The organism is Bacillus hominis (assembly GCF_018332515.1).
GTDB classification, from domain to species: domain Bacteria; phylum Bacillota; class Bacilli; order Bacillales; family Bacillaceae_G; genus Bacillus_A; species Bacillus_A hominis.
In genome coordinates, this window is record NZ_BOQD01000002.1 from 15,855 (window position 1) to 39,954 (window position 24,100).

Sequence of the window (24,100 nt, forward strand, 5' to 3'; positions counted from 1 at the left end):
ACGTAAGATTAAATTATATAAATGAAAACGTAAATGTTTCATAGGAAACATTTTATGTAGAACAGTCAATAGGCCTAAAAGGTGGTGGAATATGTATGAAAAATACGTTTTCTCGTTTATTTGGCTTTGGAGATAAAGAGAGCGAATTCGAATTACAAGACGAAAGCCATGAAGAAATAGATAAAAAGGTATATGAAGAAATACAGGAAATTCCGATAGTAAACATTACCCCTAACCGTTATCAACCACGAACAGTTTTTGATGATGCACGTATTGAGGAGCTAGCGTTAACGATTCGTACTCACGGGCTTATCCAGCCGATTGTTGTGAGACAATATGAGGATGATAAGTACGAGATTATTGCCGGGGAAAGGCGTTTCCGCGCAGCAACAAAGTTAGGGTGGGAAAAAGTTCCTGCAATAATAAAGAATTTAAATGATACTGAGACAGCCTCTGTAGCGTTAATTGAAAATTTGCAGCGTGAGGAATTAACAGCAATTGAGGAAGCTGTGGCGTATCAAAAGCTGATTGAGTTACATAATTTAACACAAGAAGCATTGGCACAACGACTTGGAAAAGGACAATCGACAGTCGCAAATAAATTGCGATTATTAAAGTTGCCTGAAGAAATCAAAAGTGCATTATTAGAAAAAAGTATTACAGAACGGCATGCTCGAGCCCTTATTCCTTTGAAAAATGAGGAATTACAACTGAAGGTTTTACAAGAGATTGTGGAGAAGCAATTGAATGTAAAGCAAACAGAAGAACGAATTGCAAAGTTACTAGAAGAAGTAAAACCAAAGCGCAAAGCGAAGCAAAAAGCAGTAAGTCGAGATGCGAGAATTGCCATGAACACAATTAGACAATCATTACAAATGGTTGCTAACAGTGGTTTGAATGTTAATTCTGCGGAAGAAGAGTTTGATGAATACTATCAAATTACGATTAAAATTCCGAAGAAAAAATAATTACGTGCTAGAGGCCTTATCCTATTGGAGAGGTCTCTTTTACTATATTTTCTTGTTAAAGCAAGAAGGAGTTTAGAAATAAATTTTGAAGTTTAATAAGGACGTAAAAGAAAAACTTTTATTTCATGTTACAATAAACATAATTATTTCTAGAATAAGAAAGAAAGGTTGAAAGTAGGTGACATCATGGGAAAAATCATTGCTATTGCTAATCAAAAAGGCGGTGTTGGAAAAACAACAACATCCGTTAATTTAGGGGCTGGATTGGCACAAGTAGGAAAAAAAGTCCTTCTCGTAGATATTGATGCTCAAGGAAATGCGACGACTGGTGTAGGGATTGAAAAGTCTGAATTAGATCAATGTATTTATAATGTTCTCGTAGAAGATGCAGATGTTCAAGGTGTTATACGGAAAACCGCAACTGAAAACTTAGATGTTCTACCCGCTACAATTCAATTGGCTGGTGCTGAAATTGAATTGGTACCAACCATTTCCCGGGAAGTACGCTTGCAAAGAGCATTACAACCAATTCGTGATGAATATGAGTATATTATTATTGACTGTCCCCCATCCTTGGGATTATTAACGATTAATGCATTAACAGCAGCAGATTCTGTTATTATTCCTGTACAGTGTGAATATTACGCGCTGGAAGGGTTAAGTCAGCTATTAAATACAGTTCGACTTGTGCAAAAGCATTTAAATAAAAATTTAGCAATTCAAGGTGTATTGTTAACGATGTTGGATGCTCGTACAAATTTAGGAATTCAAGTTATAGATGAAGTGAAAAAATACTTTAGGGATAAAGTATATCGTTCGATTATTCCTCGTAATGTTCGCTTAAGTGAGGCACCAAGTCATGGAAAACCAATTATGCAGTATGACGCTAAATCAAGAGGAGCAGAAGTATATATAGATTTAGCAGAGGAAGTGATTGCAGGTGGCTAAGGGATTAGGAAGAGGAATCAATGTATTTTTTCCAGATTTAGATGTGAAAGAAGAAGAAACGATTCAGGAGATTATAGTAACTGAATTAAGGCCGAATCCATATCAACCACGTAAACATTTCAATAAAGAAGCGATCCAGGAATTAGCGGCTTCTATTAAAGAGCACGGTATATTGCAACCGTTAATTGCTCGAAAGAGTATTAAAGGGTATGAAATCGTTGCAGGTGAAAGAAGATATCGTGCTGCTAAAGAGGCCGGACTTGAGAGAGTGCCTGCTGTCGTAAGGCAATTAAATGAGCAGCAAATGATGGAATTTGCTTTGCTTGAAAACTTACAACGAGAAGATTTAAATCCTATGGAAGAGGCAATGGCATATCAAATGTTAATGAACGAGCTAAATGTAACACAAGAACAATTAGCAAAACGTCTTGGTAAAAGCAGACCTTATATCGCAAATTATACTCGTTTGTTAAGCCTCCCTTCATTCGTTCAAGATATGATTGCAAACGGTGAGCTTTCAATGGCCCATGGAAGAACGTTACTTACAATAAAAGATGAAGAACAGTTGAAATCTTTATTGAAGCGAATTGAAAAAGAAGGATTGAATGTTCGTCAATTGGAACAAATTGTCCAGGAGATTAATCAACGTGTTTCACGTGAAACACAACAAGTAAAAAAAGAAAGAAACATATTTTTTGTAGAGCGTGAAACGTTTTTAAGAGAAAAGTTTGGTACAGATGTAAAAATCAAAGAAACGAAAAAAGAAAAAGGTAAAATCGAAATTGAATTTTTTAATAAAGAAGATTTAAATCGAATTTTAGAATTATTATCAAAGGAAAATTAAAAAGCAAACCATCTTATTGTTTATAGATGGTTTGCTTTTTTTAATGCAGATAATTTTTGATCTGTTTCTTTTATACTTTGTGCAATTACATCAGCCATCTTCATGACTAAACTTAGTCTTGTATTTTGAAGTACGAAAAACTCCATGAAACCATTTAAATTTACGATGCCATGTATATGCAAATCACCAATTTCAGGCAATTTCTTGTTCATCGCTGCTCCAGGTTTACTAGGGCCCTTTCCAGTAGTTATAGAACCGATACTTTGAGATTTCCCTAAACATGCATCAACAGCAATAATAAATGAAGTAGGATTCTCTTTCTGTATATTCTGAATTTTTTCTTCTAAATTTAGTGCATGTATTGGTTCGTCTAGTGTGCCGAATACTTGAAGGTTTTTAATTTCAATTTGTTCTAGTTTAGTACCAACTAATGGACCAAGTGCATCACCGGTGGAACGGTCTGTTCCGATACAAACGAGAATGAGTGGCATATTAGTCTTAATGGGAATATGAGAAAGTAAGAAATTACTGATTGTCTCAGAGGCTTCTAAGTCATGATGCATAACATTTTGAGTTTCTTTTTCAAAAAAAGGTAAGCGAAAACTTCTAATATTCATGAAGCACCCATCCTTTTAATAAATTTTCACAATATGTTATATGGTGTGTGAAATGGAAAATTATAAGTGCATACCTTTTGCAAACTGTGAATGAAAACGGAAATAATAGTACTAGTATATATATATTCGTTGCATTTTATACCTGAATGGAAGTTAACAAATGGAATTAAAGTCATAAATTTTTTTCAGAAATCAGAGAGAGTTCTGATACAATAATAAGGATAACTAAAAAGAAATTTTAGCTGGAGAGGTAGAGGGACATGGATTTAGCGTTGAAATGGTTTGAGTCCATTGATTGGACGAATATAGGTGTGAAATCACTAAAAATAGTCGTTATTTTAATACTTGGTGCAATCGTTGTGCGAGTTGCAAGGGCAATTGTACGAAATGCGTTTCGTATGGGAAGTCGTTCGCCGATTCAAATTTCAGAACGTCGTACAGTTACGGTAGCGAAGTTGCTTGAAAATATTGTGGCATACGTTGTTATGTTCATTATGTTAATTGCGATTTTAGGTGTGTTTGATATTAATGCGTCAGGTCTATTAGCCGGTGCTGGGGTAATTGGTTTAGCAGTCGGTTTTGGTGCACAAAGTTTAGTTAAAGACGTTATTACAGGATTATTTATTTTGTTAGAGGATCAATTTTCAGTAGGTGATTATGTAAGAATAGGTCAATTTGAAGGAGCAGTTTTGGAAATAGGACTACGTACAACGAAGATGAAAAGCTGGACGGGTGAAATTCACATACTACCAAATGGTAGTATTATCCAAGTAACGAACTTTTCCGTTAGTAATAGTGTAGCATTTGTTGATGTATCTATTTCTTATGAAAGCGATATAGTACGAGCGGAGCAAGTTATTGAAGATTTATTAGTGGAATTACCAGAAAAATATGAGAAGATGGTAACAACACCTCAATTACTAGGTATTCAAACATTGGCAGCGTCTGAAGTTGTATTACGTGTTATTGCTGAGGTTGAGCCGATGCAGCATGCGGTTATTGCGAGGGCTCTTCGCAAAGAGATTAAAAATCGTCTTGATTTACATGGGATTGAAATTCCATACCCACGTATGGTTTTATATAGTCGTGAAGAATTAGTTAGTGAAAAAGCAATTTAATAGTGGGAGGGACTTGGAGAATGGAGCAAAAGCAATATAACTTGTACGATGTTGTGGAAATGAAGAAAGCCCATCCATGTGGTGAAAATCGCTGGAAGATTATTCGTATGGGAATGGATATCCGCGTTAAGTGCGAGGGATGTGACCATTCGGTAATGATTCCTCGAAGAGAGTTTGATCGTAAGGTAAAAAAAATACTTGTGAAGCATGAAGAATAGTGAAAAAGCAACAGCTGCAGTAGACAGCCGTTGCTTTTTTTCATTTGGTGGAAACTTGTCATTTTTTTCGTTACTATCTATAATGATGAAAGATTGAGACATAGGAGTGAAAAATATGGGATTAACGGCTGGGATTGTTGGATTACCTAACGTAGGGAAGTCCACTTTATTTAATGCAATTACACAAGCAGGAGCAGAATCTGCGAACTATCCATTCTGTACAATCGATCCAAACGTAGGGATTGTAGAAGTACCAGATGAGCGTTTAAATAAATTAACGGAATTAGTAGAACCGAAAAAAACTGTTCCGACTGTATTTGAATTTACTGATATTGCAGGTATCGTAAAGGGTGCTAGTAAAGGTGAAGGCTTAGGAAATAAATTCTTATCTCACATTCGCCAAGTAGATGCAATTTGCCAAGTTGTTCGTTGTTTTGAAGATGAAAATATTACGCACGTTTCAGGAAAAGTAGATCCAATTGATGATATTGAAACAATCAACTTAGAGCTAATCTTAGCGGATTTAGAGTCAGTTGATAAACGTATCGAGCGTGTTGCGAAATTAGCAAGACAAAAAGATAAAGAAGCTGTATATGAGCATGAAATTTTAGTTCGCTTAAAAGAAGCTTTTGAAGAGGGAAAACCAGCTCGTACTGTTGAATTTACAGAAGAGCAAATGAAGATTGTTAAAGGTCTTCATTTACTTACAACGAAAGAAATGTTATACGTAGCAAACGTAAGTGAGGACGATATTATCGATCCTTCTGAAAATAAATACGTAAAAATGGTAAAAGAATTTGCTGCAAATGAAAATTCTCAAGTAATCGTTGTATGTGCAAAAATCGAAGAAGAAATTGCTGAGCTAGACGAGGAAGAGAAAAAAGTATTCCTTGAAGAACTAGGCATTGAAGAATCTGGTTTAGATCAATTAATTCGTGCTGCATATGATTTATTAGGACTTGCTACTTACTTCACAGCAGGTGTGCAAGAAGTGCGTGCATGGACGTTTAAACAAGGTATGAAAGCACCACAATGTGCTGGCGTAATTCATACAGACTTTGAGCGTGGATTTATTCGCGCAGAAACAGTTTCTTATGATGATTTAATGACAAACGGTTCTATGACAGCTGCAAAAGAAGCTGGAAAAGTACGTTTAGAAGGAAAAGAGTATATCGTAAAAGACGGAGATGTTATGCACTTCCGCTTTAACGTTTAATTTAATATTTCCTAGGAAAAATAAAGATATGAACTTGGCAAATATATTATGTGTTTGCCAAGTTTTTTACGTATAGGTGAGTTGATTCATATAACTTACTATGATATAATCTAAACTCGTGAGTAATTACTATAAATTAATTGCTCCTTGCCCATTATGGGCCGTTTAGACCAAAAGGAGGTGAAAGTGTAATGAGAAAGTACGAAATTATGTACATCATTCGTCCTGGCGTTGAAGAAGAAGCTCAAAAAGCTTTAGTTGAACGTTTTGCAGGTGTTTTAACAAACAATGGTGCAGAAATCATTAACACGAAAGAGTGGGGTAAGCGTCGTTTAGCTTACGAAATCAACGACTTACGTGAAGGTTTCTACATGATCTTAAACGTGAACTCTAACGCAGAAGCGATTAACGAATTCGACCGTTTAGCTAAGATCAACGAAGATATCCTTCGTCATATCGTTGTTAAAGAAGAAGAAAAATAATTGATATATAAGGGAGAGTGGTTCGATTGATGAATCGTGTTATCCTCGTTGGTCGTTTAACTAAGGACCCTGACTTACGTTACACGCCCAATGGTGTTGCAGTAGCTACTTTTACGTTAGCTGTGAATCGCGCATTTGCGAATCAACAAGGTGAGCGTGAAGCTGACTTTATTAATTGTGTAATATGGCGTAAACAAGCAGAAAACGTGGCAAATTATTTGAAAAAAGGTAGCTTAGCAGGCGTAGACGGACGTCTTCAAACTCGTAATTACGATGGACAAGACGGTAAACGTGTATATGTAACAGAAGTTCTTGCGGAGAGCGTACAATTTTTAGAGCCGCGTAATGGCGGTGGGGAGCAACGTGGTTCATTCAATCAGCAACCATCAGGAGCTGGTTTCGGTAACCAAAGCTCTAACCCATTTGGTCAATCTGGTAATCCGGGTGGTAACTCAGGTAACACTGGTAACTCTGGATTTACAAAGAATGACGATCCATTTTCGAATGTTGGTCAACCGATTGACATTTCGGACGACGATTTACCATTTTAATGGTGGGAATCGGTTATTTTTAACAAAGAATGGAGGGAATAGACATGGCAGGACGCAAAGGTGGACGTGCGAAACGTCGTAAGGTGTGTTTCTTCACATCTAACGGCATCACTCGCATTGACTATAAAGATGTTGATTTATTAAAACGTTTCGTTTCTGAGCGTGGTAAAATTTTACCTCGTCGTGTAACAGGAACAAGCGCAAAATACCAACGCAAACTTACAGTTGCAATTAAACGTGCTCGTCAAATGGCACTTTTACCATATGTTGGTGAATAATAGCGTATGAAATGCACAGTAGAGTCGGACTCTACTGTGCATTTTGCTATGCTTTTCTTTTTTGAGAGAGAGGTTGGATGATGAAAAATACGAGATTTATTACTGAGGGTGCAGCGTTATTAGCGATATATGCAATTTTATTGCTTATATCTATGTATGTTCCGATTTTAGGTACAGTTGCAATATTTGCGTTGCCGTTACCATTTATATTATTAACAGTAAGGCATAAACTATCTAATATACTCGTGATTTTTGTAGCGGCACTTTTTATTACAGTTATTGTGAGTCAGCCGATTAGTCTCATAAAGACAGTGATGTTTGGATTAATAGGTGTTGTATTAGGATATATGTATAAAAAAGGGAAAAAACCAGTGGAAATATTGATAGCTGGAACACTGGGATATTTAATTGGTATAATGCTCATTTATGTTGGAAGTATAAAATTTTTCGACATAGATTTAATGAAGCAAATGCAAAATATGTTTAGTGAAAGTATAGCGCAAAGTGAAAAGATAGCAAATGCTGCTGGTATGCCAGTTAGTAAAGAACAAAAAGAGTTATTTGCACAAATGAATGATATATTACAAACGTTATTTCCGAGTATACTTGTGCTAGTTTCTGCATGTTTTTCTTGGATTACGGTGCTAATATCGGGTAGTGTTTTGAGGAAGTTAAAGCACGACGTTACACCTTGGCCTAAATTTAAAGATATACAATTGCCAAAGAGTATTGTCTGGTATTACGTCATATTTATTTTGTTAGCAACTTTTATAAAAGTAGAACCAACATCATATTTACATATGGTATTTTCTAACCTATATGTAATCTTTGCTTTGCTGCTCGTATTGCAAGGATTAACGTTTATCACCTTTTTAGCATACAGAAAAGGTTTTAAGAGAGGTATTCCTATTATTAGTTTTATCGTATGTATGTTTATTCCAATGCTGTTTCCTCTTGTGACAATCTTAGGTATAATTGATTTAGGGATTTCATTGCGTTCTAAAATAGGGGAATAAAATAATATTCCTTACACTATTTTAATTTGTTTAACTAACTGGAAGGTGAGTTAGTTTTACCTTATAGGAGTTGTATACATGCCTGAATTTTATAAGAAACAGTGGTTTTTATATCCTGTTTACGTATTGGCATTTTTTGTGTTGGTGCTAATCTCGATTCTCTGTTATTTTCACTTAATTATGGGGATAGCCGCCTTTTTTATTTTTAGCATCGTTTTCTTTTTAGTTATACGATTTGAACTTACCTTTCAAAGGAATTTTGAAAAGTATACGACAGATATGATTACTAGGGTAAAAAAAGTGAGTAACGAAGCATTCAACCAGATGCCAATCGGTATATTGTTATACAATAAGGAGTATGGGATTGATTGGGCAAATCCTTACTTGTCTTCATGTTTGGGGCAACACGCATTAGCTGGATGGCATCTGTACGATGTATCAGAAACATTACTCCTTTTTATTAAAGGAGAGACTTCTGACGATATAGTATCTTTAAATAGTCGAAAGTTCCGTGTGTTTGTAAGGAAAGAAGAAAAACTAATTTATTTTTTTGATGTAACTGAGCAAACAGAGATTGAAAAAATGTATGAGGATCAGCGTACTGTTTTAGCTGTTATTTATTTAGATAATTACGATGAAGTTACACAAGGGTTAGATGATCAATTACGTACGAATATAACAAGTCTTGTGACGTCACGTCTAAATGAATGGGCCGTTAAGTATGGTGCATATTTGAAACGTGCATCTTCAGAAAGATTCTTCGTTGTACTAAATGAAAGTATTTTAGCGCAAATGGAGAAAGGGAAATTTAGTATTTTGGATCAAGTGCGTGAAGAAACATCAAAAAGGAATATACCACTTACATTAAGTGTTGGTGTTGGCTCAGGTGATTTACCTTTATCGGAGCTTGGAGCGATGGCTCAATCTGGTTTAGACCTTGCGTTAGGACGAGGAGGAGACCAAGTAGCTATTAAACAAGCAACAGGTAAAGTTAAGTTTTACGGCGGTAAGACGAATCCGGTCGAAAAGCGTACTCGTGTACGCGCTAGAGTTATTTCGCATGCATTAAAGGATTTAGTATTAGAAAGCAGTAATGTCATTATAATGGGGCATAGAGCTCCTGATATGGATGCGATTGGTGCAGCGATTGGTATTTTAAAGGTAGCTCAATTAAATGAGCGCAAAGGATATATTGTATTAGATGAAAATGATTCTGATAAAGGAATCAAACGTTTGATGGATAAAGTGAAACAAAATGAAGAGTTATGGTCACATTTTATTTCACCAGGGCAAGCGATGGAATTTGCAAATGATGATTCATTACTTGTTGTTGTTGACACGCATAAACCTTCAATGGTGATGGAGGAAAAACTGTTACATAAGATTGAAAATGTAGTGGTTATTGACCATCATCGCCGTGGGGAAGATTTCATTGAAGATCCATTGCTTGTTTATATGGAGCCATACGCTTCTTCAACGGCAGAGCTTGTTACAGAATTACTTGAGTATCAACCGAAAAATTTAAAGATGACAATGTTAGAGGCAACGGCATTGTTAGCTGGTATTATTGTTGATACGAAAAGTTTTACATTCCGTACAGGCGCTCGCACATTTGATGCCGCTTCTTATTTACGTTCGCATGGTGCAGACACTGTACTTGTACAAGAACTTTTAAAAGAAGATATGGATCAGTATTTACGAGTTGCAAAAGCCATTAAAAATGCGTACATTTATAAAAATGGAATTGCGATTGCTAAAGTTGATGGTGATGAATATTACCACCAAGTACTTATTGCGCAATCAGCAGACACATTATTGACAATGACAGGTATCATTGCATCGTTTGTTATTGCAAAACGTGGAGAAAATTTCATTGGAATTAGTGGTAGATCTTTAGGTGAATTGAATGTACAGCTAATTATGGAGAATTTAGGAGGTGGCGGGCACTTAACAAATGCAGCCACACAAATGAAAAATGTTACAGTAGATGAAGCAGAGGAGAAGCTTCGATTTGTTATTGATGACTATTTACAGGGAGGCACACAATCATGAAAGTAATTTTTCTAAAAGACGTAAAAGGTAAAGGTAAAAAAGGAGAAATAAAAAACGTACCAGACGGTTATGCAAATAATTTCTTACTAAAACAAGGGTTAGCTGCCGAAGCAACAAACAGCAGTATGAAAATTTTAGATGCTCAAAAGCGCAAAGAAGAAAAAGACGCAGCGGCAGAAGTTGAGAATGCAAAAGAGCTGAAAGAAACATTAGAGAAATTAACTGTAGAAGTAAAGGCGAAATCTGGAGAAGGTGGCCGCTTATTTGGTTCTATTACAAGCAAACAAATTGTAGATGTAATGCAAAAGTCACACAAGATTAAACTTGATAAACGTAAATTTGAAATGGATGATGCAATCCGTGCATTAGGTTATACAAACGTCACTGTGAAATTGCATCCGCAAGTAACAGCAACAGTAAAAGTTCATGTTAGTGAACAATAAAAATAGATTAAGCAAGGAGGATTGCGCATGAGTGATGTACTGGCTGATCGTACCCCTCCGCATAATATAGAAGCAGAGCAGGCGGTTTTAGGGGCTATATTGATTGATCAAGATGCATTAACGTCAGCATCAGAGCTGTTGCTACCTGACTCGTTCTATCGAACGAAACATCAAAAGATTTTTGAAGTCATGCTTGGGTTGTCTGATAAGGGAGAACCAATCGACTTAGTAATAATGACATCAGCGATGGCTGATCAAGGATTACTAGAAGAAGTTGGTGGGGTTTCTTATCTAGCAGAATTAGCAGAAGTTGTTCCAACAGCTGCAAACGTAGAATATTATGCACGCATCATCGCTGAAAAGGCACTTTTACGTCGTTTAATTCGAACGGCGACTCATATTGTATCGGATGGATACGAGCGAGAAGATGATGTGGATGGCCTTTTAAATGAGGCTGAGAAAAAAATATTAGAAGTATCTCACCAAACAAATGCAAAAGCATTCCAAAACATTAAAGATGTTCTTGTAGATGCTTATGATAAAATTGAACTTTTGCATAATCAAAAAGGTGAGGTTACCGGGATACCAACTGGATTTACTGAATTAGATAAGATGACCGCAGGTTTTCAGCGAAATGATTTAATCATTGTAGCAGCGCGTCCGTCGGTGGGGAAAACTGCATTTTCATTAAATATCGCACAAAACGTAGCGACGAAAACTGATGAAAATGTAGCGATTTTTAGTTTGGAGATGGGCTCTGATCAGCTTGTTATGCGTATGCTTTGTGCAGAAGGAAATATTGATGCGCAAAGACTTCGTACCGGTTCATTAACTTCTGATGATTGGGCGAAATTAACAATGGCGATGGGTAGCCTTTCTAATGCTGGTATATATATTGATGATACACCAGGGATTAAAGTAAACGAGATTCGAGCGAAATGTCGTAGATTAAAGCAAGAACAAGGTCTTGGGATGGTTTTGATTGACTATTTACAGCTTATTCAAGGAAGTGGGAAATCAGGAGAAAACCGTCAGCAGGAAGTATCTGAGATTTCTCGTACATTAAAAGGGATTGCGCGTGAATTGCAAGTACCTGTTATCGCCTTGTCGCAGTTATCTCGTGGTGTAGAATCTCGTCAAGATAAACGTCCGATGATGTCTGATATTCGTGAATCAGGAAGTATCGAGCAGGATGCTGACATTGTAGCCTTCTTATATCGTGAAGATTACTATGATCGTGAAACAGAAAATAAAAATACGATTGAAATTATCATTGCAAAACAACGTAATGGTCCGGTAGGTTCAGTAGAGCTTGCGTTTGTTAAGGAATTTAATAAATTCGTCAACTTAGAACGCCGCTTTGAGGATGGACATGCACCGCCCGCATAAAGGCAGTATAAAAAAGAAACGCATTTCTTATAATAAGATGTGTTTCTTTTTTTTTATATGAAAGATAGGGCTTTCATAAGATGAATATGTAATTCTTACGAACGAAAACGTTTTTCGTTAAAAAAATGTTCGCTTTTTGGTTGACTTCTCTTTCTGGTTTGGTACAATTATATTGTTTGAAAAGTTCGTTTGAAAATTGCGGAGGTGCTTTAATAATGTCTTCAGTAGTAGTTGTAGGAACACAATGGGGCGACGAAGGAAAAGGTAAAATTACTGACTTTCTTTCTGAGCATGCGGAAGTAGTTGCAAGATATCAAGGTGGAAATAACGCAGGACACACAATTGTTTTCGGCGGAGTTAAATATAAATTACACTTAATTCCATCTGGTATTTTCTATAAAGAGAAAATTTGTGTAATCGGAAACGGATTAGTAGTAGATCCAAAAGCATTACTTGAAGAATTAAAATACTTACACGATCGTGGTGTAAGTACTGATAATTTACGTGTTAGTAATCGCGCACACGTTATTTTACCTTATCACTTAAAACAAGACGAGTTAGAAGAAGCAAGTAAAGGTGATAATAAGATTGGTACAACGAAAAAAGGTATCGGTCCTGCATATATGGATAAAGCTGCTCGTATTGGTATCCGTATGGCTGATCTTTTAGACCGTGAAGCATTTAAAGAGAAGCTTGAGCGCAACTTAGTAGAAAAAAATCGTTTATTTGAAAAAATGTACGATACAGAAGGTTTCAGCGTAGAAGATATCTTTGAAGAGTACTTCGAATACGGACAACAAATCGCACAATATGTATGTGATACATCTGTTGTACTAAATGATGCACTAGATAACAATCACCGTGTATTATTTGAAGGTGCACAAGGTGTTATGCTTGATATTGACCACGGTACGTACCCGTTCGTTACATCTTCTAACCCGATTGCTGGTGGTGTAACAGTTGGAACTGGAGTTGGTCCTGCGAAAGTTACTCGCGTTGTAGGTGTATGTAAAGCATATACAAGCCGTGTTGGTGACGGTCCATTCCCTACTGAACTTAATGATGAAATTGGTCATCAAATTCGTGAAGTTGGTCGTGAATATGGAACAACAACTGGTCGTCCACGCCGTGTAGGTTGGTTCGATAGCGTTGTTGTAAGACATGCACGTCGCGTTAGTGGTTTAACAGATTTATCATTAAACTCTATCGACGTTCTAACAGGTATTTCAACTCTTAAAATTTGTGTTGCTTACAAATGCAACGGCGAAGTTATCGATGAAGTTCCAGCAAACTTAAATATTTTAGCGAAATGTGAGCCTGTATACGAAGAGCTTCCAGGTTGGACAGAAGATATTACTGGTGTGAAATCATTAGATGAACTTCCTGAAAATGCAAGAAAATACGTAGAGCGTGTTTCTGAATTAACAGGAATCCAATTATCTATGTTCTCAGTTGGACCAGATCGTAATCAAACAAATATCGTTCGTAACGTATACGAAGCTTAATTGATATAAGAAATTGACTTTTTTAAGAAAAAACTCATGTTCTCATGAGTTTTTTCTTATCTTTTATAAAAAAAATGAAAAAAGGTATTGCAAAAAATAAAGATAACATGTTATGATACATCTTGTCGTCACGAAAATATGACGTTGGTGAGTATGAGCCATTAGCTCAGTTGGTAGAGCATCTGACTTTTAATCAGAGGGTCGAAGGTTCGAATCCTTCATGGCTCACCATTTTATTTTTCGTGGCCCGTTGGTCAAGTGGTTAAGACACCGCCCTTTCACGGCGGTAACACGGGTTCGAATCCCGTACGGGTCATGTTTTTTTTATGTTTATTTTTGGTCCCGTGGTGTAGTGGTTAACATGCCTGCCTGTCACGCAGGAGATCGCCGGTTCGACCCCGGTCGGGACCGCCACTTTTGTTTATACCACCATTAGTGGTTTTATATATAGTTTTGGCTCGGTAGCTCAGTCGGTAGAGCAGAGGACTGAAAATCCTCGTGTCGGCGGTTCGATTCCGTCCCGAGCCACTCTCAGGATATTAAGTGGGCCCACTTAATATCCTTTTTATTTTGTGCAGTTTTACAAATGTGGGTAGTTATTTTACAATAGGATGAGGAGCCTCTAGCAGTTGAAGCTAGAGGTTTTTCTGTAGATCGTATAGGATTCCGTGTAAAGGTGGATCATACATGAGTCTATGAGAATAGAGGAGAGAACACTTAAATAAAGGTTGCTGTCATATAGGGATATACTATAGAAACATCAATATATTTAAGAATCATTGACCATATTTTTATGAGGAGGAAATAGACGATGATGGGAAAGAAAATTTTAGTAGTTGATGATGAAAAGCCGATTGCGGACATTTTGAAGTTCAACCTAGAAAAAGAGGGTTTTGAAATTGTAATGGCGCATGATGGTGATGAAGCAATTGAGAAAGCTAATGAAGAACAGCCAGATATGGTTTTATTAGATATTATGTTACCGGGAAAAGACGGTTTAGAGGTATGTCGTGAAATACGTAAAAGCTCAGAAATGCCAATTATTATGCTTACAGCAAAAGACTCTGAAATCGATAAAGTATTAGGGCTTGAGCTTGGGGCGGATGATTATGTAACGAAGCCATTTAGTACGAGGGAATTACTTGCTCGTGTGAAAGCGAATTTACGTCGCCATCAGCAGGGTGGTGCTGCAGAGAAAGAAGAAAATACTGAAATGGTTATTGGACCAATCGTTATCAATTCGAATGCTTATAGTGTAACGAAGCGTGAAGAAAGCATTGAGCTTACACATCGTGAATTTGAATTACTACATTATTTAGCGAAGCATTTAGGTCAAGTTATGACTCGTGAACATTTATTACAAACAGTTTGGGGTTATGATTATTTTGGAGATGTACGTACAGTAGACGTAACGGTACGTCGTTTACGCGAAAAAATTGAAGATAATCCAAGTCATCCTACTTTAATTGTAACTAGACGTGGGGTAGGGTATTACTTGCGTGACCCAGAACAGGAATAGTATATGAAGAAAGTTGGTTTTTTTCAATCTATTCATTTAAAATTTGTGCTCATATATATGCTGTTAATATTAATAGCAATGCAAGTAATTGGTGTATATTTCGTCAGGGAATTAGAAAAAAGCCTTGTAAAAGGCTTTCAAGATTCCTTAACGCAGCAAACAAATCTACTTTCTTATAACCTGAAGCAAGAGTTTGTGAAGGATCGTCCTAAAGGAGAATCAGTAGATAAGGCTATTAATGATTCGATTCAAAAATTCGCATCAGATCGTAAGAAAGATATTCAAGAAGTAAGTGTAATTGATGCTACTAAAAAATTAATGGCAATTTCAGACGCGTCTAAGCAAAATAAGGTAGGACGAACGTCAGCAGATACAGCTGTACAACGGGTAATGGTACAAAAGAAACCAGAGTCAAAGATTGAGAAAGATGGAAATACAGGTCATCGAGTTCAAGTTATGATTACCCCTATTTTAAAAGAGCCGGGCGGAGAGGTACTTGGCGTCATTCATATCGTTGCATCTATGGAAGATGTGTATAAACAAATGAAGGACATCAACCAAATTTTCGCAACGGGGACAGTAATTGCTTTATTAGTAACAGCTGTACTTGGAATTTTATTGGCTCAAACAATTACGAGACCAATTTCAGATATGCGAAGACAAGCAATTGAAATGGCGAAAGGAAATTATTCGCGAAAAGTAAAGGTGCATAGTCACGATGAGATTGGACAATTAGCATTATCTTTTAACAATTTATCTAAAAAATTACAACAAGCTCGTTCCTCCACAGAAAGTGAAAGACGAAAATTATCATCCGTTTTATCACATATGACAGATGGAGTAATTGCTACTGATCGAAAAGGGGATATCATTTTATTAAATGATCCTGCGGAAAAGATGTTAAATGTTTCGCGTGAAACGGCGCTAGATCAATCAGTGTTAGAAGTGCTAGGAATACAAGAAGAATTTACACTGGATCATTTATATGAAGAGCCCGATTCAGTTTTATTAGATTTTAGTACGAGAAATGAACCATATATTTTACGAGCTAGTTTCTCTGTCATTCAAAAAGAAACAGGTAAGGCAAATGGTTTAATTGCTGTATTATATGATGTAACAGAGCAGGAGCGGATAGAACAAGAGCGCCGTGAGTTTGTTGCGAACGTATCTCATGAGTTAAGAACGCCGTTAACAACGATGCGCAGTTACTTAGAAGCGCTTACTGATGGGGCATGGCAAGATCCGAATATTGCACCGCAATTTTTAACGGTTACACAAGAGGAAACGGAAAGAATGATCAGGCTTGTAAATGCATTGTTACAACTATCTAAACTAGATAGTACAGAACATCGCTTAATGAAGGAATGGGTCGACTTTACTGACTTCTTTAATAACGTTATCGATCGCTTTGAAATGTCTAAAGAGCAAAATGTAAGCTTCAAACGATCTTTCTCTAAAAAATCTCGATTTATTGATATGGATACAGACAAAATTACACAAGTTTTATATAACATTATTTCCAATGCACTAAAATATTCGCCGGAAGGTGGTACAGTAACATATCGCCTACGTGACCGCGGAGAGTTATTAGAGATTAGTGTGAGTGATCAAGGAATGGGAATTCCGAAAGAAAATGTAGATAAAATATTTGAACGTTTTTATCGTGTAGATAAAGCACGTTCGAGACAAATGGGTGGTACCGGTCTTGGGTTAGCTATTGCGAAAGAAATGATTGAGGCACATGGCGGCTCGATTTGGGCGAAAAGTGAGGAAGGAAAAGGGACAACTATTTATTTCACATTACCGATGGCGACAGATGAAGAGGACGATTGGGAATGAATATGGAAAACTTTAAAACGATAGTTCTAATTAATTTGGTTGTCATTAGTCTATTTCTTACTTTTAACTTGTGGACATATGTTCCTGATTCTACTTCTATGCAAAATACAAAGTTCGTTCAAGGTAACGAAGAGATAAATCCGATAAAGATTTCGGAGGTTGTTCGCCCATCCTCTGTCGTTATTCATAAAGAGAAAAATCATTATGTGAGCGAAAAGAAGGCAAATGTGGATTCAATCTATAAAATTCTTGAAAACGGAGAATTACATAATTTCGAGGAAATAACGGGGACAGTCCCTAAAGGTGATTTTCTGTCTTATGTACACGGAGAAGAAAAAATTGAATTTGTTTTTCCTACAAATATCCCGTTAGATACGATTAAAGATATGTTTAATATTAAAGATAAAAACATAGAAAGTAACAGAAGTTTTAATCGTATTATAATTGATCCTTCTAGAAGTAAGGACCAAGAAATTAAAGTTAGCTTTGTTTCCTATGATACTCCTCATAAAATATATCAAGCAACATTGAGCGGTGCTTATATAAAGGATATTATAAATGCTCAAAATCAACTTATAGCAGTAGCAAAACCATATTTTGAGTATCAAATAAATGATACAAAAAAACTTTTTTTACCAGAGGGGATTACGGAATTAAGTAAGGTAGAGTATATTACAGCTAAACTAGAAGTGGATCCATTTAAAAATGCTTTATTTAGTGATCCACGTTATTTAAGTCCTATTTCTGAGAAAACAAAGGAAACATTTACGGATGGCATCCGTTCTATGGAAATCGATAAGTCGGATGCAATGTTAAAATATAAAAATTCCGCTGTACATGGTGATAAAACCACGGATAATGCGGTAATTTTACAAAAAAGTTTTGACTTTGTAAGTGGACATAGTGGATCCTTGAATTCCTATCGTTTTGATTATATTAATGGGAGGAAAACTTCATTCCGTTTATATGAGGATGGTTTGCCTGTATTTAATGCAAATGGAATAGCGGAATTAAAACAAGTATGGGGTTCAGGTGAAATTATGCAGTATGAAAGACCCTTTTTTGGGTTCAGTATTACTTTGCCTAGTAAACAACAAACAACTTCTCTTGCATCAGGTCATACAGTGATGACATCACTAGAGAATAATCCAGAAATTGATAAAAAATCAATTCAGGATGTTGGTATTGGTTATAAAATGTCATTGGAACCTTCCATCAATGATGGGAGAATCGCTGTCTTACAGCCGATATGGTATGTAAAATGTGAAGAAGATGGTAAGCAACAAATATATGAGTGGAGTGAGGGGGGACTAAATGGATTGGGATCGAATTAAAACAATATTTATTGTGACCTTTTTTGTTTTAGACCTCTTTCTTATCTTCCAGTTCATTCAAAAGCAAGATAGTAATCAATTAGAACTTGTGACGGAAACGAAAATCGATCAACAATTAAAAGCTGAAAAAATTACTATGGGGAATTTTCCTAAAGAACCGAAGAAAGAGTCATTTATAATGGCGAAAAATAAGGTTTTCAAAGAAGAAGATGTGCAATCTTTAAAAAATCAGACGGCGCATGTGCAAGACGAATATCAAATAGAGGGTAAATTAAAAGAGCCTTTTTTAAATACAAAATCATCGTCAAAAGATAAGTATAATGAGTTTTTGAAAAATTATGTGCTGGATGGACAAAAATATGAGTTTGGAGCAATAAAGGACTCAAAAATTTACTTCTTTCAAAAGTATAAAGATAAACCGATCTTCTACAATAATCGTGCGATGATTGTTGTAGATTTAAATGAAAAAAACGAGCTTATTTCGTATACACAAACAATGTTAACGGATTTGAAGGAAATGGGCGAAAGCGAAAAGACGAAAGAACAAGAAATTATTACTGCTCAAACAGCTTTAGAAAATATATATTTGAAAAATAAAATTGCAGAAAATACGCACGTGAAAGAGGCGCAGATTGGATATGCGACTCTTGCGGAGTCTTCTTCTAATATACAAGTGCTTGCTCCAACATGGAACTTAAAGACAGAACAGAAAAAGGATTTTTTTGTGAATGCAATTGAAGGACAAGTTATGGAATTAGGGGAAACTCAAATGCCGGAAGAACATAATGGAGTGAGAAAGAATGAGTATGCACTTTAGTGTACTTGCAAGTGGAAGTACAGGGAATATGCTATATGTAGGAACAGATGAAAAAAAACTGCTTGTCGATGCAGGTTTAAGTGGTAAAGCAACAGAGGCTTTATTTAAACAAGCTGAACTGAATATAAATGACATATCAGGTATTCTTGTAACACATGAGCATAGTGACCACATTAAAGGATTAGGTGTATTGGCGCGTAAATATGATTTACCTGTTTATGCGAACGAGAAAACATGGAATGCAATGGAACATTTAATAGGTAATATCCCAACTGATCAAAAATTCATTTTCTCAATAGGAGACGTGAAAACATTTGGGGATATTGAAGTTGAATCATTTGGTGTTTCTCATGATGCGGCAGAACCGATGTTTTATGCTTTTCATAACAATAATAGAAAGTTAGCTCTTATTACAGATACAGGATACGTAAGTGACCGTATGAAAGGTGTTATTAAGGGAGCGAATGCTTTCGTATTTGAAAGTAATCATGATGTGGAAATGCTTCGTATGGGACGCTATCCATGGAGCATTAAGCGACGTATTTTAAGCGACGTTGGCCACGTTTGTAATGAGGATGCTGCATTAGCGATGGCGGATGTTATTACAGACGAGACAAAACACATCTATTTAGCGCATTTAAGCTTAGATAATAACATGAAAGAATTAGCGCGTATGTCTGTATCACAAGTATTAGAAGAAAAAGGTTTTGGGGTTGGAGAATCCTTTGAAATACATGATACAGATCCAAAAATGCCTACGAAAATTCAATACGTATAATTCTTCATTTTAGTAAACAATAAAGGTGAATATAGTTGTTTTCAGGAAGATAGGTGAACAAATATGTCCTTTATTGATGAAGAAAAATATCGTATTAAACGTGCAGGGAAAAAGAAACATAAAGGTATTGTAATTTCTAGCATAGCGGGGACAATTGTAGGTGCTTCATTATTTGCATTTGGAGCTCCTTTATTTTCAAATGATGCAGGTAAGCTTCCGCAAGCTGAAGCAAGTGAAAAAAATATGGCTGAAGCTCAAAATGGAAATGTTCCTGTTAAACAGAGTAGCTTTGTAGACGCTGTTGATCGTGCTTCAGAGGCTGTTGTTGGTGTTATTAACATTCAACGAGACGATTTTTCAGAGGCTGATTCGGAAGCTGGTACAGGCTCTGGTGTGATTTATAAGAAAACAGATGGACATGCGTATATTGTAACGAATAACCACGTTGTTGCTGGGGCGAATCGTATTGAAGTGAGCTTAAGTGACGGTAAGAAAATTCCAGGTAAAGTATTAGGAACCGATGTAGTCACTGATTTAGCGGTACTAGAAATAGATGCGAAGCATGTGAAGAAAGTGATTGAAATTGGCGACTCTAATACCGTTCGTAGAGGAGAACCAGTTATTGCGATTGGAAATCCACTTGGGCTACAATTTTCCGGAACTGTCACACAAGGTATTATTTCGGCTAATGAGCGTATTGTTCCTGTGGATTTAGATCAAGATGGACATTACGATTGGCAAGTAGAAGTATTGCAAACAGATGCGGCAATTAATCCAGGTAATAGTGGTGGCGCACTTGTTAATGCAGCAGGACAATTAATTGGCATTAACTCAATGAAAATTGCAGCAAAAGAAGTAGAAGGAATTGGACTAGCTATTCCAATTACAAGAGCCGTCCCTGTTATGAATGAACTTGAGAAATACGGTAAAGTAAAAAGACCTTATGTTGGAATTGAGCTTAGATCGTTAAATGAGATTCCGAGTTACTATTGGTCAAAAACGTTACAATTACCAGGTAACGTAACGGATGGAGTTTGCATTTTAGATGTGAAAAGTCCTTCGCCAGGTACGGATGCGGGTCTTAGAGAACATGATGTTATTGTGGCAGTAGATGGAAAAGCGGTGCACGATATTATTGGGTTCCGCACGGCCTTATATAATAAAAAAATTAATGATAAAATGACTCTTACGTTTTATCGTGGTACAAAACGAGCGACAACAACGGTGAAATTAGGCATTCAAAAGTATTAAAAACAGGAGGGCCTACCTCCTGTTTTCTATTGTAGAAAAGTGAGGTGAAGAATATGAATTTACCTTGTTGTTTAGAACATGTTGAATTAGCATTAGATATCATTGTGGATGAATGTGAAGTTGCACCGGTTATTAACAATGTGGATAACTCTAAAGAAGAGAAAAAAACATGTGAATTTTGTCAAAATGAGGCGACATATGTTGTATCGAACACAGATTCTCACACAATATGTGGGTAACATTTGTGGATATGTGGATAAGTCCTGTGGATAACGTGTTTGTAAGGTGGGGAATAGATGTGAATATCTCGATTATTTCAATCGGAAAATTAAAAGAAAAATACTTAAAACAAGGTATAGCGGAATACTTAAAACGATTATCTTCTTATGCAAAAGTAGAAGTAATTGAATTGCCAGATGAAAAGGCACCAGAAAATTTAAGTGCGGCAGAAATGTTAATTGTAAAAGAAAAAGAAGGCATACGTATACTGGATAAAATTTCTGATGATACACACGTCATTGCGCTAGCAATAGAAGGAAAACAAAAATCATCAGAAGAATTTGCAGCAAGTATAGATCGCCTTGCTACATATGGAAAGAGCAAAATCACATTTGTAATTGGCGGATCACTGGGGCTTAGTTCTGAAGTAATGAAGCGCTCAAACGAATCTCTTTCTTTTTCAAAAATGACATTACCACACCAATTAATGCGATTAGTGTTACTTGAGCAAGTGTATAGAGCGTTTCGTATTAATCGTGGTGAACCGTATCATAAATAAGGGCGGTTTTGAGAATTGTTTTAAAAGGCGTAACTATTTATTAGTTATGTCTTTTTAATTTTAAGAATGTATAGAAGATATGTAAATCTGATAGGCCATTCGGCAATACTTGGTGAAAGTCAATTGGAATATATGCAAAGGTAAAATCATATTTGTTACAAAGTCGAAATCTGATGTTATACTTAAATATGGTATATATTCTATGTTATTGGAGAGAAATTCTATGGATCATTATTCTATTGTGGACATCTCTAGTTGGAAATATGAAAATATTAACGTTTCAGGTTCAAAAGAAAAGCGATGGTATCGTTCATTAGATAAAAATCAGTTAGCGCTCTTTAAATTGCCCATTTCTATGACAAGTGATAGCACCCCTGGTGAAGGAGAGTCTACAGGGGAAGTATGGTCTGAAAAAATATGTAGTGAAATTGGTAATTATATTGGTTTCCCTACACATAATGTAGACATAGGTGCTCTTTTAATTGATGATGAGGCCATAGAGTACTATGGATTGAATGGAAAAGATGTTAAAACTGGGGATAAGGTATTTGGTGCTTTATGCTGGTCTTTTCTAGATGAAACTAAAGATAGTTTAGTTGAAGGTGCAGATATGATTATGGATTTTGATGAAACCTATGATCGAGATACCTTACAAGGTAAACGCGAAATATATAACTTTGACTTGTTATACAGGCTTTTCTATGAAAATGGAATCATAGATCATTTATTTCAAATGATTTTATTCGACACATTGATTGGCAATACCGATCGTCATCAGGATAACTTCGGAGTAATTAGGGATGAGGAAACCGGACGTCAAAAATTTGCCCCATTATATGATAACTCTTCGTCATTGGGGAGAGAAATGAATGAGGGGCGAATAAAACTTATGTTAAGTGACGAAAATATGTTCAATTCTTATATATTTGGAAAGAAGTCTTCCACACTTATACGATGGGAAGAGTCATGGACGAAAAAAAAGCTAAATATTATAGAGTTTTATGAGAACGTGAAAAAGGCGCATCCACAAGAAGTTAATAAAAATTTGTCGAATGTTGCAAAACTTACGGATGAAGTTTTAAAAAATATTATTTATAAGGTTCCGCCAACAGTAATGTCTGAACCTAAAAAAGCGTTGGTAAATAAAATTTTAAAAGCAAGAAGAGATTATTTAATAAAGTAGGGGGATTTGATATGCCCAAAGGTAACGAAAAATTATTAGTATCGTGGAAGGGTCCTAAATCAAAAAAAAACTTTTTTGTTGGACTACTCTCTAAAAATCATATTTCTAATGGATTAAATTATAAATTTATTTACATTCATGAGGTTGTTTTACAAGCAAAAGAAGAAGGGTTTATTCCATTTGTTGGATTGAAGGATCTTGACAGGGAGTACAATAGTGATAAGTTATTTTCTGTTTTCGAAAGAAGATTACCTAACCAAAGCCGCAATATTTTCAAAAAATTTATTGATGATTATCAGCTTCAAACAAGTGATGCTGTAACATGGGAATATCTAAAGCTTACGAAAGGAAGAACTGCTACTGATAATTTATCATTCCTAGAGCCTGTGTATATTGAAAAAGATGAACTCAGCTATAACGGAGAGATTGCTGGTTGGTCATTTACAAAAAACAATAATATTAACTTAAAAGTTAATGATCAACTAATTTTACGTAAGGATGAACAAAATAAAAATGATACTCAGGCAGTTGAAATTGTTGATCCAGGAAATGAAAATGAACGTGTGGGATATATTCAAAAACCTTTTAATAAAGTATTTTTTAATTTATTAAAAAAAGGATATGTTTTATCAGGATACATTGAATCAATGAACCTTAATGATAGTAGGCCGACGATAACTATAGAAACAAAAATTTCCATGGTGGATATTGATTCTAACGAATTAAAGTACTTAATTCATTTTAAGTGATAGAGGGGACAATTTTATTCTTATAATATTATGAAATACATTTAAATAGATCATAGTGACCGTACCATAAGTAGGTGCGGTTTTTTATTAAATTTAACATATTATAGTCATTTGTTATCCTTAACTACACTGATATTGTTAAGAGAAAGTTATAATGGAAAGTTTTAAAAACCAAGTAATTAAAGCAGCTGAGGAAAAGGATTGAAC

25 protein-coding genes and 4 tRNA genes are annotated in these 24,100 nt (G+C 35.7%); 28 read left to right on the top strand and 1 reads right to left on the bottom strand.

The genetic code is table 11. The features are described from left to right. Positions 1-95 precede the first annotated feature (95 nt). From noc to spo0J, 3 genes are all read left to right on the top strand, one after another. On the top strand, positions 96-968 hold the full coding sequence (gene noc, locus KI356_RS00315; RefSeq protein WP_002123568.1) for a nucleoid occlusion protein: 873 nt from the start codon (positions 96-98) through the stop codon (positions 966-968). A gap of 186 nt (positions 969-1,154) precedes the next feature. Then, a complete protein-coding gene (gene soj / locus KI356_RS00320; protein WP_002123569.1) occupies positions 1,155-1,916 on the top strand; it encodes a sporulation initiation inhibitor protein Soj in 762 nt (253 codons plus the stop codon). Further along, the gene (gene spo0J / locus KI356_RS00325; protein WP_205685985.1) at positions 1,909-2,760 is read left to right on the top strand and encodes a ParB/RepB/Spo0J family partition protein; all 852 of its coding nucleotides are present in this window, start codon (positions 1,909-1,911) and stop codon (positions 2,758-2,760) included. The genes soj and spo0J overlap by 8 nt, the downstream gene beginning before the upstream one ends. A gap of 20 nt (positions 2,761-2,780) precedes the next feature. Here spo0J and yyaC read toward each other — a convergent pair whose 3' ends face one another. Continuing rightward, entirely contained in the window at positions 2,781-3,377 is a 597-nt protein-coding gene (gene yyaC / locus KI356_RS00330) for a spore protease YyaC (RefSeq protein ID WP_002089953.1), read from the bottom strand. A 260-nt stretch (positions 3,378-3,637) separates the two neighbouring features. Here yyaC and KI356_RS00335 point away from each other — a divergent pair, with 260 nt between their 5' ends. From KI356_RS00335 to KI356_RS00455, 25 genes are all read left to right on the top strand, one after another. Next, the gene (locus KI356_RS00335; RefSeq protein ID WP_212934546.1) at positions 3,638-4,495 is read left to right on the top strand and encodes a mechanosensitive ion channel family protein; all 858 of its coding nucleotides are present in this window, start codon (positions 3,638-3,640) and stop codon (positions 4,493-4,495) included. Between the two features lie 20 nt (positions 4,496-4,515). After that, positions 4,516-4,713, top strand: coding sequence for a DUF951 domain-containing protein (locus KI356_RS00340; protein ID WP_000436054.1), 198 nt, complete (start codon positions 4,516-4,518; stop codon positions 4,711-4,713). A 115-nt stretch (positions 4,714-4,828) separates the two neighbouring features. Continuing rightward, positions 4,829-5,929, top strand: a complete 1,101-nt coding sequence (gene ychF, locus KI356_RS00345; protein WP_212934547.1) for a redox-regulated ATPase YchF — start codon at positions 4,829-4,831, stop codon at positions 5,927-5,929. A 191-nt stretch (positions 5,930-6,120) separates the two neighbouring features. Continuing rightward, positions 6,121-6,411 (top strand): 30S ribosomal protein S6, encoded by a 291-nt coding sequence (gene rpsF, locus KI356_RS00350; protein ID WP_001233781.1) that lies wholly within the window; start codon positions 6,121-6,123, stop codon positions 6,409-6,411. A gap of 26 nt (positions 6,412-6,437) precedes the next feature. After that, positions 6,438-6,962: a single-stranded DNA-binding protein gene (gene ssb / locus KI356_RS00355; protein ID WP_002095075.1), complete on the top strand. Its 525-nt coding sequence runs from the start codon at positions 6,438-6,440 to the stop codon at positions 6,960-6,962. Positions 6,963-7,006: 44 nt separating this feature from the next. Continuing rightward, positions 7,007-7,240, top strand: a complete 234-nt coding sequence (gene rpsR, locus KI356_RS00360; RefSeq protein WP_000918874.1) for a 30S ribosomal protein S18 — start codon at positions 7,007-7,009, stop codon at positions 7,238-7,240. Between the two features lie 80 nt (positions 7,241-7,320). Beyond that, entirely contained in the window at positions 7,321-8,256 is a 936-nt protein-coding gene (locus tag KI356_RS00365) for a YybS family protein (RefSeq protein ID WP_128283081.1), read from the top strand. A 78-nt stretch (positions 8,257-8,334) separates the two neighbouring features. Continuing rightward, positions 8,335-10,308, top strand: coding sequence for a DHH family phosphoesterase (locus KI356_RS00370; protein ID WP_128283080.1), 1,974 nt, complete (start codon positions 8,335-8,337; stop codon positions 10,306-10,308). Next, positions 10,305-10,751: a 50S ribosomal protein L9 gene (gene rplI, locus KI356_RS00375; RefSeq protein WP_002123577.1), complete on the top strand. Its 447-nt coding sequence runs from the start codon at positions 10,305-10,307 to the stop codon at positions 10,749-10,751. Before KI356_RS00370 ends, rplI begins: the two co-directional genes overlap by 4 nt. Positions 10,752-10,778: 27 nt before the next feature. Beyond that, the gene (gene dnaB / locus KI356_RS00380) at positions 10,779-12,140 is read left to right on the top strand and encodes a replicative DNA helicase (protein ID WP_002123579.1); all 1,362 of its coding nucleotides are present in this window, start codon (positions 10,779-10,781) and stop codon (positions 12,138-12,140) included. A 215-nt stretch (positions 12,141-12,355) separates the two neighbouring features. Next, a complete protein-coding gene (locus KI356_RS00385) occupies positions 12,356-13,645 on the top strand; it encodes an adenylosuccinate synthase (RefSeq protein WP_128283079.1) in 1,290 nt (429 codons plus the stop codon). 155 nt (positions 13,646-13,800) lie between these two features. Then, positions 13,801-13,876: transfer RNA gene (locus tag KI356_RS00390), tRNA-Lys, on the top strand. A gap of 13 nt (positions 13,877-13,889) precedes the next feature. Beyond that, a tRNA-Glu gene (locus tag KI356_RS00395) sits at positions 13,890-13,961 on the top strand. 22 nt (positions 13,962-13,983) lie between these two features. Then, positions 13,984-14,059 (top strand) — tRNA-Asp (locus KI356_RS00400). Positions 14,060-14,100: 41 nt separating this feature from the next. Next, positions 14,101-14,173 (top strand) — tRNA-Phe (locus tag KI356_RS00405). 283 nt (positions 14,174-14,456) lie between these two features. Beyond that, on the top strand, positions 14,457-15,164 hold the full coding sequence (walR, locus tag KI356_RS00410; protein WP_000971867.1) for a cell wall metabolism DNA-binding response regulator WalR: 708 nt from the start codon (positions 14,457-14,459) through the stop codon (positions 15,162-15,164). A gap of 3 nt (positions 15,165-15,167) precedes the next feature. After that, a complete protein-coding gene (gene walK, locus KI356_RS00415; protein ID WP_128283078.1) occupies positions 15,168-17,003 on the top strand; it encodes a cell wall metabolism sensor histidine kinase WalK in 1,836 nt (611 codons plus the stop codon). Continuing rightward, a complete protein-coding gene (locus KI356_RS00420) occupies positions 17,000-18,337 on the top strand; it encodes a YycH family regulatory protein (RefSeq protein WP_128283077.1) in 1,338 nt (445 codons plus the stop codon). The genes walK and KI356_RS00420 overlap by 4 nt, the downstream gene beginning before the upstream one ends. Beyond that, positions 18,318-19,154 (top strand): two-component system regulatory protein YycI, encoded by an 837-nt coding sequence (locus KI356_RS00425; RefSeq protein WP_128283076.1) that lies wholly within the window; start codon positions 18,318-18,320, stop codon positions 19,152-19,154. Before KI356_RS00420 ends, KI356_RS00425 begins: the two co-directional genes overlap by 20 nt. Continuing rightward, positions 19,138-19,932 carry an exodeoxyribonuclease YycJ gene (gene yycJ / locus KI356_RS00430; protein WP_002123585.1) on the top strand — a complete coding sequence of 265 codons (795 nt, stop codon included), beginning with the start codon at positions 19,138-19,140 and terminating at the stop codon, positions 19,930-19,932. The genes KI356_RS00425 and yycJ overlap by 17 nt, the downstream gene beginning before the upstream one ends. 63 nt (positions 19,933-19,995) lie before the next feature. Then, positions 19,996-21,183, top strand: coding sequence for a S1C family serine protease (locus KI356_RS00435; RefSeq protein WP_212934548.1), 1,188 nt, complete (start codon positions 19,996-19,998; stop codon positions 21,181-21,183). Positions 21,184-21,236: 53 nt separating this feature from the next. After that, positions 21,237-21,422, top strand: a complete 186-nt coding sequence (locus KI356_RS00440) for a CxxH/CxxC protein (RefSeq protein ID WP_002035001.1) — start codon at positions 21,237-21,239, stop codon at positions 21,420-21,422. A 59-nt stretch (positions 21,423-21,481) separates the two neighbouring features. After that, a complete protein-coding gene (gene rlmH, locus KI356_RS00445; protein WP_002123590.1) occupies positions 21,482-21,961 on the top strand; it encodes a 23S rRNA (pseudouridine(1915)-N(3))-methyltransferase RlmH in 480 nt (159 codons plus the stop codon). Positions 21,962-22,184: 223 nt separating this feature from the next. Further along, entirely contained in the window at positions 22,185-23,144 is a 960-nt protein-coding gene (locus KI356_RS00450; protein WP_212934549.1) for a HipA domain-containing protein, read from the top strand. 11 nt (positions 23,145-23,155) lie between these two features. Next, positions 23,156-23,893, top strand: coding sequence for an HIRAN domain-containing protein (locus KI356_RS00455; protein WP_212934550.1), 738 nt, complete (start codon positions 23,156-23,158; stop codon positions 23,891-23,893). Positions 23,894-24,100: the final 207 nt, after the last annotated feature.

Coding starts and splice junctions, on each gene's coding strand:
- yycJ (WP_002123585.1), top strand. CDS start 19,138: ATGAGTATGCACTTTAGTGTACTTGCAAGTGGAAGTACAGGGAATATG.
- KI356_RS00425 (WP_128283076.1), top strand. CDS start 18,318: ATGGATTGGGATCGAATTAAAACAATATTTATTGTGACCTTTTTTGTT.
- walR (WP_000971867.1), top strand. CDS start 14,457: ATGATGGGAAAGAAAATTTTAGTAGTTGATGATGAAAAGCCGATTGCG.
- noc (WP_002123568.1), top strand. CDS start 96: ATGAAAAATACGTTTTCTCGTTTATTTGGCTTTGGAGATAAAGAGAGC.
- KI356_RS00435 (WP_212934548.1), top strand. CDS start 19,996: ATGTCCTTTATTGATGAAGAAAAATATCGTATTAAACGTGCAGGGAAA.
- KI356_RS00385 (WP_128283079.1), top strand. CDS start 12,356: ATGTCTTCAGTAGTAGTTGTAGGAACACAATGGGGCGACGAAGGAAAA.
- KI356_RS00440 (WP_002035001.1), top strand. CDS start 21,237: ATGAATTTACCTTGTTGTTTAGAACATGTTGAATTAGCATTAGATATC.
- rpsR (WP_000918874.1), top strand. CDS start 7,007: ATGGCAGGACGCAAAGGTGGACGTGCGAAACGTCGTAAGGTGTGTTTC.
- KI356_RS00340 (WP_000436054.1), top strand. CDS start 4,516: ATGGAGCAAAAGCAATATAACTTGTACGATGTTGTGGAAATGAAGAAA.
- dnaB (WP_002123579.1), top strand. CDS start 10,779: ATGAGTGATGTACTGGCTGATCGTACCCCTCCGCATAATATAGAAGCA.
- rpsF (WP_001233781.1), top strand. CDS start 6,121: ATGAGAAAGTACGAAATTATGTACATCATTCGTCCTGGCGTTGAAGAA.
- walK (WP_128283078.1), top strand. CDS start 15,168: ATGAAGAAAGTTGGTTTTTTTCAATCTATTCATTTAAAATTTGTGCTC.
- ychF (WP_212934547.1), top strand. CDS start 4,829: ATGGGATTAACGGCTGGGATTGTTGGATTACCTAACGTAGGGAAGTCC.
- yyaC (WP_002089953.1), bottom strand. CDS start 3,377: ATGAATATTAGAAGTTTTCGCTTACCTTTTTTTGAAAAAGAAACTCAA.
- soj (WP_002123569.1), top strand. CDS start 1,155: ATGGGAAAAATCATTGCTATTGCTAATCAAAAAGGCGGTGTTGGAAAA.
- KI356_RS00365 (WP_128283081.1), top strand. CDS start 7,321: ATGAAAAATACGAGATTTATTACTGAGGGTGCAGCGTTATTAGCGATA.
- KI356_RS00335 (WP_212934546.1), top strand. CDS start 3,638: ATGGATTTAGCGTTGAAATGGTTTGAGTCCATTGATTGGACGAATATA.
- rplI (WP_002123577.1), top strand. CDS start 10,305: ATGAAAGTAATTTTTCTAAAAGACGTAAAAGGTAAAGGTAAAAAAGGA.
- KI356_RS00420 (WP_128283077.1), top strand. CDS start 17,000: ATGAATATGGAAAACTTTAAAACGATAGTTCTAATTAATTTGGTTGTC.
- KI356_RS00450 (WP_212934549.1), top strand. CDS start 22,185: ATGGATCATTATTCTATTGTGGACATCTCTAGTTGGAAATATGAAAAT.
- KI356_RS00455 (WP_212934550.1), top strand. CDS start 23,156: ATGCCCAAAGGTAACGAAAAATTATTAGTATCGTGGAAGGGTCCTAAA.
- KI356_RS00370 (WP_128283080.1), top strand. CDS start 8,335: ATGCCTGAATTTTATAAGAAACAGTGGTTTTTATATCCTGTTTACGTA.